The sequence below is a fragment of the Streptomyces sp. NPDC033216 genome (genome assembly GCF_055577115.1).
Map to the genome: position 1 here is coordinate 152965 of NZ_JBVIQK010000017.1, position 9514 is coordinate 162478.

11 protein-coding genes and 1 pseudogene are annotated in these 9514 nt (G+C 70.1%); 8 read left to right on the plus strand and 4 right to left on the minus strand.

Features of this window, described 5'->3' with window-relative positions:
• Positions 1-173: 173 nt before the first annotated feature.
• The 4 genes and pseudogenes from ACZ5Y0_RS27020 to ACZ5Y0_RS27035 all read left to right on the plus strand — a co-directional run.
• Positions 174-1352 carry a GAF domain-containing sensor histidine kinase gene (locus ACZ5Y0_RS27020; protein WP_469131280.1) on the plus strand — a complete coding sequence of 393 codons (1179 nt, stop codon included), beginning with the start codon at positions 174-176 and terminating at the stop codon, positions 1350-1352.
• On the plus strand, positions 1345-1986 hold the full coding sequence (locus ACZ5Y0_RS27025; protein ID WP_469131281.1) for a response regulator: 642 nt from the start codon (positions 1345-1347) through the stop codon (positions 1984-1986). Before ACZ5Y0_RS27020 ends, ACZ5Y0_RS27025 begins: the two co-directional genes overlap by 8 nt.
• A 158-nt stretch (positions 1987-2144) precedes the next feature.
• On the plus strand, positions 2145-2390 hold the full coding sequence (chpE, locus tag ACZ5Y0_RS27030) for a chaplin ChpE (RefSeq protein ID WP_469131282.1): 246 nt from the start codon (positions 2145-2147) through the stop codon (positions 2388-2390).
• A 316-nt stretch (positions 2391-2706) separates the two neighbouring features.
• Positions 2707-2775: pseudogene (locus tag ACZ5Y0_RS27035) on the plus strand (chaplin family protein); the annotation flags it as partial.
• An 85-nt stretch (positions 2776-2860) separates the two neighbouring features.
• Here the strand turns inward: ACZ5Y0_RS27035 and ACZ5Y0_RS27040 are convergent.
• Positions 2861-3649 (minus strand): hypothetical protein, encoded by a 789-nt coding sequence (locus ACZ5Y0_RS27040; RefSeq protein WP_469131283.1) that lies wholly within the window; start codon positions 3647-3649, stop codon positions 2861-2863.
• A gap of 152 nt (positions 3650-3801) precedes the next feature.
• Here ACZ5Y0_RS27040 and ACZ5Y0_RS27045 point away from each other — a divergent pair, with 152 nt between their 5' ends.
• The 3 genes from ACZ5Y0_RS27045 (at position 3802) to ACZ5Y0_RS27055 (ending at position 6176) form a co-directional block, all read left to right on the plus strand.
• Entirely contained in the window at positions 3802-4599 is a 798-nt protein-coding gene (locus ACZ5Y0_RS27045; protein ID WP_469131284.1) for an ABC transporter ATP-binding protein, read from the plus strand.
• Between the two features lie 54 nt (positions 4600-4653).
• The gene (locus ACZ5Y0_RS27050; RefSeq protein ID WP_469131285.1) at positions 4654-5085 is read left to right on the plus strand and encodes an NfeD family protein; all 432 of its coding nucleotides are present in this window, start codon (positions 4654-4656) and stop codon (positions 5083-5085) included.
• A gap of 140 nt (positions 5086-5225) precedes the next feature.
• On the plus strand, positions 5226-6176 hold the full coding sequence (locus ACZ5Y0_RS27055) for an SPFH domain-containing protein (protein WP_356568281.1): 951 nt from the start codon (positions 5226-5228) through the stop codon (positions 6174-6176).
• Between the two features lie 115 nt (positions 6177-6291).
• Here ACZ5Y0_RS27055 and ACZ5Y0_RS27060 read toward each other — a convergent pair whose 3' ends face one another.
• From ACZ5Y0_RS27060 to ACZ5Y0_RS27070, 3 genes are all read right to left on the minus strand, one after another.
• Complete coding sequence (locus ACZ5Y0_RS27060; protein ID WP_469131286.1) at positions 6292-6798, minus strand: HNH endonuclease; 507 nt, start codon at positions 6796-6798, stop codon at positions 6292-6294.
• A 214-nt stretch (positions 6799-7012) separates the two neighbouring features.
• Positions 7013-7552 (minus strand): YbhB/YbcL family Raf kinase inhibitor-like protein, encoded by a 540-nt coding sequence (locus tag ACZ5Y0_RS27065; protein ID WP_469131287.1) that lies wholly within the window; start codon positions 7550-7552, stop codon positions 7013-7015.
• A 43-nt stretch (positions 7553-7595) separates the two neighbouring features.
• A complete protein-coding gene (locus ACZ5Y0_RS27070) occupies positions 7596-8378 on the minus strand; it encodes a sporulation protein (protein WP_469131288.1) in 783 nt (260 codons plus the stop codon).
• Positions 8379-8520: 142 nt separating this feature from the next.
• On the opposite strand from ACZ5Y0_RS27070, the gene ACZ5Y0_RS27075 reads away from it, so the two are divergent.
• Positions 8521-9162, plus strand: a complete 642-nt coding sequence (locus ACZ5Y0_RS27075) for a DNA-3-methyladenine glycosylase (RefSeq protein ID WP_469131289.1) — start codon at positions 8521-8523, stop codon at positions 9160-9162.
• Positions 9163-9514 lie beyond the last annotated feature (352 nt).

Genomic DNA, 9514 nt, shown 5'->3' on the forward strand with positions numbered 1-9514 from the left:
ATCTCACCGTAGGAACGCGACCGTCCCGCCCGCCTCGGACGCGGGACGGGGTCCACCGGGGTCCTTCGGCGTACGCCTCGGGCACCGGGGACGCCGGGCCTAGGACTTGCGGCCTACCCCGCCGCGTCACAGGTCCGATGCCTCCGGTCGCACCCCGCCGGTACCGTGAGGGCATGAGTCAAGGCCCCCGGTCCGGCCTCGCCGCGGTCAGTTCCGCGCTGCTGGCCATGAGCAGGCACCTCGAGGTGCGCGACGTGCTCAAGACGATCGTCGCCTCGGCCCGCGAGCTGCTCGACGCGCAGTACGCCGCGCTCGGCGTCCCGGACGATCACGGAGGTTTCGCCCAGTTCGTCGTCGACGGGATCGACGAGGAGCAGTGGAAGGCCATCGGCCCGCTCCCCAGGCAGCACGGCATCCTCGCGGCGATGCTGCACGAGGCCAAGCCCGAGCGTCTCGCCGACGTGCGCGAGGACCCGCGCTTCGAGGGCTGGCCGTCCGCTCACCCGGACATGTCCGACTTCCTGGGCCTGCCCGTCCGCGACGGCGACGAGGTCATCGGCGCCCTCTTCCTCGCGAACAAGCTGTGCCCTGCGGGAGGAAACCCCCCACAGCCCCCGCGCCCCGGGCCCCGGGGCGGTTGCGGTTTCACCGAGGACGACGAGGAGCTGCTCTCGATCCTCGCCCAGCACGCCGCGATCGCCCTCACCAACGCCCGCCTGTACGAGCGCAGCCGCGAGCTCACCATCGCCGAGGAGCGCTCCCGGCTCGCCCACGAACTGCACGACGCCGTCAGCCAGAAGCTGTTCTCCCTGCGCCTGACCGCCCAGGCCGCCGCCACCCTCGTCGACCGGGACCCCTCCCGCGCCAAGGGCGAACTCCAGCAGGTCGCCGCCCTCGCCGCCGAGGCCGCCGACGAACTGCGTGCCGCCGTCGTCGAGTTGCGCCCCGCCGCGCTCGACGAGGACGGCCTGGTGGCCACCCTCCGCACCCACATCCAGGTCCTGGACCGCGCCCACTCCGCGCGCGTGACCTTCACCGGCCACGGCGTCCGCGCCCTCCCCGCCGCACAGGAGGAGGCATTCCTGCGCGTAGCCCAGGAGGCGCTGCACAACGCGCTGCGCCACTCCGGCGCCGAGCACGTCGACGTGACCCTCCACAGGCGCGGCCCGGACACGGTCCTGCGCGTCACGGACGACGGCAGCGGATTCGACCCCACGACGGTCCGCAGGGCCGGCCGCCATCTCGGCCTGGTGTCCATGCGGGACCGGGCGGGCGGGATCGGCGGCAGCCTGACGGTGGAATCGGCGCCCGGCAAGGGCACCACGATAGAGATGGAGGCTCCCGGTGGCTGACGCGATCAAGGTGCTGCTCGTCGACGACCACCAGGTCGTCCGCCGGGGCCTGCGCACCTTCCTGGAGGTGCAGGACGACATCGAGGTCGTCGGAGAGGCGTCCGACGGCGCCGAGGGAGTCGCCCGTGCCGAGGAGTTGAAGCCCGACGTCGTCCTGATGGACGTCAAGATGCCGGGCATGGACGGCGTGGAAGCCCTCCGCAGACTCCGCGAACTGGCCAACCCCGCGCGCGTGCTCATCGTCACCAGCTTCACCGAGCAGCGCACGGTGGTCCCCGCCCTGCGCGCGGGCGCCGCCGGGTACGTCTACAAGGACGTGGACCCCGACGCCCTGGCCGGCGCCATCCGCTCGGTGCACGCCGGCCACATCCTGCTCCAGCCCGAGGTCGCCGGTGCCCTGCTCTCCCAGGAGGAGGCCCACTCGGGCCAGGGCCGGGGCGGATCCCTCACGGAACGGGAGCGCGAGGTGCTCGGCCTGATAGCGGACGGCCGCTCCAACCGCGAGATCGCCCGCGCCCTCGTCCTCTCCGAGAAGACCGTCAAGACCCACGTCTCGAACATCCTCATGAAGCTCGACCTCGCCGACCGCACCCAGGCCGCCCTGTGGGCCGTGCGCCACGGTATGGCCGGCTGACCGACAGCACAACGGACGCCATCCGGATGCGTCGCCTCCGGTCCGAGATTCATACCGTCGTGGGAATGTCCCCCAAATGGCGCACCCTCCGCCGGTTCCCGGCGTTCTCCAGTGCGTGCCGCGGCGATTGCCGCGGCAATCGCCAGGAGGGGTCAGAAGTGAAGAACCTGAAGAAGGCAGCGGCCGTGACGATGGTGGCCGGTGGGCTGGTGGCCGCGGGCGCCGGGATGGCCTCCGCCACCGGCGGCGCGTCGGCCGACGGCGTGGCCGAGCGCTCGCCGGGCGTCGTCTCGGGCAACGTCATCCAGGCCCCGGTACACATCCCGGTCAACGCCGTCGGCAACAGCGTCAACGTCATCGGAGTGCTGAACCCGGCCTTCGGCAACCTGGGCGCCAACCACTGAGGCACCAGTGAGGGACCATCTCGTCCCTTCCGGCCTCTCCCGGCCCCACTCCGGGGGAGGCCGGTCCGCGTTGTCGCCCGACGGCCCGAAGGGGGAGACCGGCGCCGGGCTCAGTACCCCGCGCGGCCCTTCCACATGGATCAGCACACCGCGGGCGCCCACGCAAGATGAGGAGGAACCCTCCTCATGAACACCGCTCCCGCCGCCCGCTCCGGCGCTCACCGTCGCCGGTGTCGCGGCCGGTGCCCCAGCCGGTGCCACTGTCGCCGACGCGGGCGCCGGGGGAGCACGGCCGTGAAGTCCGCCCGGCGTCGTCTCGGGCGACACCGTCCAGGCCTCGGTGAACATCCCGGTCAACGTCGTCGGCAACAGCGTCGACGTCATCGGAGTGCTTCAGCTCACGCTCACCCGCCTCCCGCGGCAGGCCCCGGCGGCCACCCCCGCACACCCACCGACCGCGCGACCCACCCTCACCGCACCCCCCGCTCCCGCTCCTCCACATACGCGTTGTACGCGGCCACCTGCGCCCGCCGCCCCGTCCGCTCCACCGGCCGCAGGGCGGCAACCCGAGCCCCCATCTCCGAAGCACTCACCGCACCCCCATGCCCGTTCTCGTACGCCAGCGACACCAACAACCCCACCCGCTGCGCAAGCTCCAGCACCCGCACCGCCCGCGGCGGATACCCCGGCGCCAACACCTCCCGCCCCCGCTCCGCCCGAGCCCGGTACGCCTCGACCGCCGCCTCCGCCACCGGCCCCGAGCCGGCCACGTCCAACCGTGCCAGCACAGCCGTGGCGTCGCGCAGCGCCTCCGCCAGCTCCCGCTCGGCCTCACCCAGCGACGGCACGTCCGCCGGCGGAGCCTCCCGCACCGGGAGGCAGTGCCACACCACTTCCGCGTGCACATCGCCGTCGGGCCCGGCCTCGTGCACCTCGGGCACCAGCCCCAGCGCGGCACCGTGACAGACCACCGCCTCCTCGGCCTCCAGCGCCCGCGCGTTGAACTCCGGCGGCCCGCTCAGCCCCAGCGGATGCCCCGGCGCCGGCAGCGCCACCCGCAGCCCGGTCACCCCGAGCGCCCGCAGCCGCCCCAGCGCGAGCGTGAGTCCGACGGGCGCGGACTCGCCGGGGAGCCCGTCCACCCGGTGCACGGCGTCCGACCCGACGATGGCGAGGACGGCGTCGTCGGGAGAGACGAGTCCGGCCAAAAGGGCATTTCCCCAAGCGGCAAGGCGACCAGAGCGCGGTTCCGAAAGCATGCCCCCAGCCTAAGGACCGGACCGATGGAACGGCCCACCCGGCCGGTGGCGTAGATTTTCCTGGAGGGCCGCGCCCACCCGCGCGCGGCGGTCCGAGCCACTGGCGTACGACAACCGAGACCGGCCACACTGCAAGGGGAGACAACGCGCTCATGAGCGATGTTCTGGAGCTTCAGGACGTATCCGTGGTCCGTGAGGGCCGGGCTCTGGTGGACCAGGTCTCCTGGTCGGTCAAGGAAGGCGAGCGCTGGGTCATCCTCGGCCCCAACGGAGCCGGCAAGACGACCCTGCTGAACGTCGCGTCCAGCTACCTCTACCCCAGCAACGGCACCGCCACCATCCTCGGCGAGACCCTCGGCAAGCCCGGCACCGACGTCTTCGAACTGCGCCCCCGCATCGGGATGGCCGGCATCGCCATGGCCGACAAGCTCCCCAAGCGTCAGACCGTGCTCCAGACCGTCCTGACCGCCGCGTACGGCATGACGGCCAGCTGGCAGGAGGCCTACGAGGAGATCGACGAGCAGCGCGCCCGCGCCTTCCTCGACCGCCTCGGCATGACCGACTACCTGGACCGCAGGTTCGGCACCCTCTCCGAGGGCGAGCGCAAGCGCACACTCATCGCCCGTGCCCTGATGACCGACCCCGAACTGCTGCTGCTGGACGAGCCGGCCGCCGGCCTCGACCTCGGCGGCCGCGAGGACCTCGTCCGCCGCCTCGGCCGCCTCGCCCGCGACCCGATCGCCCCCTCGATGATCATGGTCACGCACCATGTCGAGGAGATCGCCCCCGGCTTCACGCACGTCCTCATGATCCGTCAGGGCAAGGTCCTCGCCGCCGGTCCGGTCGAACTCGAACTGACCTCCCGCAACCTCTCCCTCTGCTTCGGCCTCCCCCTCGTCGTGGAACAGGTCGGTGACCGCTGGACGGCCCAGGGACTGCCGCTCGCCTGACCGCCCCCGTCCGCGCCCTGTCGGCGGCACACCCGCCGGACCTACCATGAACGCGTGAACGACATCGACGCGTGGGTGTGGTGGCTCGTAGGCGCGGCAGCGCTCGGAATCCCGCTGGTGGTCACCGCGATGCCGGAGTTCGGCATGCTCGCGGTCGGCGCGGTGGCGGCGGCCATCGCGGCCGGGCTCGGCTTCGACGTGGTCGCCCAGGTACTCGTCTTCGTGGTCATCTCCGTCGCCCTCATCGCCGTCGTACGTCCCATCGCGGCCCGGCACAGCGCGCAGCGACCCCAATTCGCCAGCGGCGTGGACGGGTTGAAGGGAAAGAGAGCCGTCGTACTGGAACGGGTCGACGGCGCGGGCGGACGCATCAAGCTCGCCGGGGAAGTCTGGTCGGCGCGCGCTCTCGACACCGACCGCGCCTACGAGGTGGGGCAGGAGGTCGATGTCGTGGACATCGAGGGGGCCACGGCGATCGTCATCTGACCTTGTCAACTCCCGCACCGTACAAGTGAACCGAACACCCCACGAACCGGACGACGGTCTGTCACACTCGACCAGCAAGATCTTCAACAAGCCTAAGATCTTCCGAAAGCGCCGAGGCGGAGAAGGGTACGGGGAGCACGATGGAACCGGTCATCATCGTCTTGATCATCCTGGTGGTGTTGGTCTTCATCGCCCTGATCAAGACGATCCAGGTCATCCCACAGGCGAGCGCCGCGATCGTGGAGCGGTTCGGCCGCTACACACGGACGCTCAACGCGGGCCTCAACATCGTCGTTCCGTTCATCGACACCATCCGCAACCGCATCGACCTCCGCGAACAGGTCGTGCCGTTCCCGCCGCAGCCGGTGATCACCCAGGACAACCTGGTCGTCAACATCGACACCGTCATCTACTACCAGGTGACCGACGCCCGCGCCGCGACCTACGAAGTCGCCAGCTACATCCAGGCGATCGAGCAGCTCACCGTCACCACCCTGCGCAACATCATCGGTGGCATGGACCTGGAGCGCACCCTCACCTCCCGCGAGGAGATCAACGCGGCCCTGCGCGGAGTCCTCGACGAGGCCACCGGCAAGTGGGGGATCCGCGTCAACCGCGTGGAGTTGAAGGCGATCGAGCCGCCGACCTCCATCCAGGACTCGATGGAGAAGCAGATGCGCGCCGACCGCGACAAGCGCGCCGCGATCCTCACCGCCGAAGGTACGCGCCAGGCCGCGATCCTCACTGCCGAGGGTGAGAAGCAGTCGGCCATCCTCAAAGCCGAGGGCGAGGCCAAGGCCGCCGCCCTGCGCGCCGAGGGCGAGGCCCAGGCCGTCCGCACGGTGTTCGAGGCGATCCACGCAGGCGACGCGGACCAGAAACTGCTCTCCTACCAGTACCTCCAGATGCTTCCGAAGATCGCCGAGGGCGACGCGAACAAGCTCTGGATCGTCCCCAGCGAAATCGGCGACGCCCTCAAGGGCCTGTCCGGTGCCATGGGCAACTTCGGCCCCATGGGCGGCGGTTCGGGCTCCAACGGCGGCGGCTCGGACAGTCCGAAGGAACGCCGCGAGAAGCCGTCGATCGACTGACGCAACCCCCGGTGACGAACAGTTCCCCGCGCCTCCTCCGTCAGGAGACGCGGGGAACCGCGCGTCCAGCCCCGTCGGACGACCCGCGAACGGGCCGCGAACGACGGCGAGTCCGTCAGGCCGCGTCCGAGGTCAGCCACTCCGGCAGCGCCGCCAGATCCTCCTGCCCCAGGGCAAGCAGCATCGCGTCCTGCGGGGTCGGCTCGAACGGCTGCCGCAGCAACGGCATCCCCGCCTGGTCCGGAGTCCGGTCCGCCTTACGGTGGTTGTCCTCCGCGCACGAGGCGACCGTGTTGAGCCAGGAGTCCTGACCCCCCTGAGCCCGCGGCACGACGTGGTCCACCGTGGTCGCCCGGCGACCGCAGTAGGCGCACCGGTGCCGGTCCCTGACCAGCACACCCCGCCTCGACCACGGAGCTTGTCTTCGGAACGGCACGCGTACGTACCTGCACAGCCGGATGACCCGGGGCGCCGGTATGTCCACCTCGGCTCCCCTCATCCGCAGTTCGGGGTGGGCCTGCTCGACGACGGCCTTGTCCTGGAGCACCAGAACGACGGCACGGTTCAACGTCACCGTCGACAGCGGCTCGAAGCTCGCGTTCAGCACCAGCGTGTCCCGCATACCAGCCCACCTCCTGTGTGCACCGGCCCACCCCCTGGCGGGCTGGATCAACTCTGGCCGGGCACGCCGAGATGGACAACGCAATATCTGCTGCTCCCACGGGGGGTGCCCCCCCCGCGCCCCCGGCAACAAAATGCCCGCCCCTGATCACTTCCAAGACCAGGGACGGGCAAAACGTTGGAGGAACGAGGAGCGGACTCAGCCGAGGGCAGCCTCAGCCCGCCGCCGGGTTCTCGTACTCACCGATCAGCTGGGCCCGCGCGATCGTGTGGAACCGCAGGTTGAACCCGACGGCGGCGGGCGAGGCGTCGGAATCCGGACCGAGTTTCTCCTGGTCCACCGCGTACACCGTGAAGACGTACCGGTGCGGACCGTCCCCGGGCGGCGGCGCGGCTCCACCGAAGTCCTTCGTCCCGTAGTCGTTGCGCGCGTGGACGGTACCTTCGGGCAGGCCTTCGAACTTGCCGCCGCCGGCACCCGCCGGCAGCTCGGTCACCGAGGCGGGGATGTCGAACAGGACCCAGTGCCAGAACCCGCTGCCGGTGGGCGCGTCCGGGTCGTAACAGGTCACCGCGAAGCTCTTGGTCTCCGGCGGGAAACCCTCCCACCGCAGGTGCGGCGAGGTGTTCCCGCCCGCCTGGACCTGGTCGTTCCTGAGGGTCGCGCCCTCCTCGACGTCCTCACTCGTCACCGTGAACGACGGCACGGATGGATGGAAGTCGTGGGGGAGCGGCCGCCGCTTGAGCTCGGTCACCTCGGTACCTCCTGCATCGGTTCTGGAGTCAGTGGTTCCGAGCCTAGAACCAGTTGCGCTTGCTGCCGACCTCGGACAGCCACTGGTTGAGGTACGCCGCCCAGTCGGTCCCCTGGAAGTCGTTCAGCCCGACCTGGAACGAGCGGAAGGTGTCGCTGCTCTCGCTGAACAGCCCCGGCTTCTTGTCCATCTCCAGTACGACGTCCATCGTGTGCTCGTCGGCGACGAAGCTCAGCTCGACCTGGTTGAGCCCCCGGTACTGCGCCGGCGGGAAGAACTCGATCTCCTGGTAGAACGGCAGCTTCTGCCGCGTGCCCCGGATGTGACCGCGCTCCAGGTCCGCGTTCTTGAAGCGGAAGCCCAGCTGGAGGAAGGCGTCCAGGATCGCCTTCTGCGCCGGCAGCGGGTGCACGTTGACCGGGTCCAGGTCACCGGAGTCCACGGCCCGCGCGATCTCCAGCTCGGTGGTCACCCCGATGTTCATCCCGCGCAGGGCCTGCCCGTCGATCATGGTGATCGGCGTCTCCCACGGGATCTCCAGACCGAACGGCACGGCGTGCACGGCGTTCGCCTGGAGCTCGAAGGCTCCGCCCAGACGCTGCTTGACGAACTCGATGTCCTGCTTGTACTCCTCGTCACCGCTCTCGACCTCGACCTTGGCCTGAAGCCCGACCGACAGTCCCTCGATCTGCTGGTTGACGGACCCGCCCTGGATCCGCACCTCGCCCTGCACCACGCCACCCGGAACGACGTTGACCTCGGTCAGCACCGTCTCGACCGAGGCCCCACCGGCTCCCAGGCTCGCGAGCAGCTTCTTGAACGCCATGACTCTCCTTCTCGACTACGACGGGGATCCTTGATCCCTACAAACGCGATCCGGACGGAGCCGGTTCCGCGCTCCACCCTGGCAAGCCGAGTACCGACTGACCACCCCGGCACACCGACCGTCTCCACTACGCTCGGAGGCCATGATCGCGACCCCCGACCGTACGCCCCTGCCCAGGACCTTCTTCGAGCGCCCTGTCCTGGAGGTCGCCCCCGACCTCCTCGGCCGCCTCGTCGTGCGCACCACCCCCGACGGTCCGATCACCCTGCGCCTCACAGAGGTCGAGGCCTACGACGGCCCCAACGACCCGGGATCACACGCCTTCCGTGGACGCACGGCCCGCAACAGCGTGATGTTCGGCCCGCCCGGACACGTGTACGTCTACTTCACCTATGGCATGTGGCACTGCATGAACCTGGTCTGCGGCCCGGAGGGGGATGCGAGCGGTGTCCTTCTTCGGGCCGGCGAGGTGATCGAAGGCGCCGAGCAGGCCCGCAGCCGTCGGCTCTCGGCCCGAAGCGACAAGGAACTGGCCAAGGGCCCCGCCCGCCTGGCCACGGCCCTGGACGTCGACCGGGCTCTGGACGGCACGGACGCCTGCACCCCCGGCGACACCCCGCTCCGCGTCCTCGCGGGCACCCCGGTCCCCGCCGACCAGGTACGCAACGGTCCACGTACGGGAGTCGCCGGCGACGGCGCCGTCCACCCCTGGCGGTACTGGATCGCCGAGGACCCGACCGTGAGCCCCTATCGGGCCCATGTGCCCCGACGCCGCCGTAGTTGACTCTCCTTGGGCATAGGCGTAACGTAGCCCGAGCCGCTTGACCCGGGTACGGCGTTCGCCTGCAGCCGGAAGCGGCCAACCCACTACCTACGATGCCCCTCAGCGGGGTCGAATTCGACGTGTCCGCATGTCTGAATTCGAACTCGAGAAGCTCGATTATGAGCTGCCGAGGGAATCGGCTAACGTAGTGAATGTCGAAAGGCCGACAGGCGAAAGCCGGGAGCCGAAGACAAATCCCGCCGACAGGGAATCGGGCCGGAAACGGTCTGATAGAGTCGGAAACGCAAGACCGAAGGGAAGCGCCCGGAGGAAAGCCTGAGAGAGTCTCTCGGGTGAGTACAAAGGAAGCGTC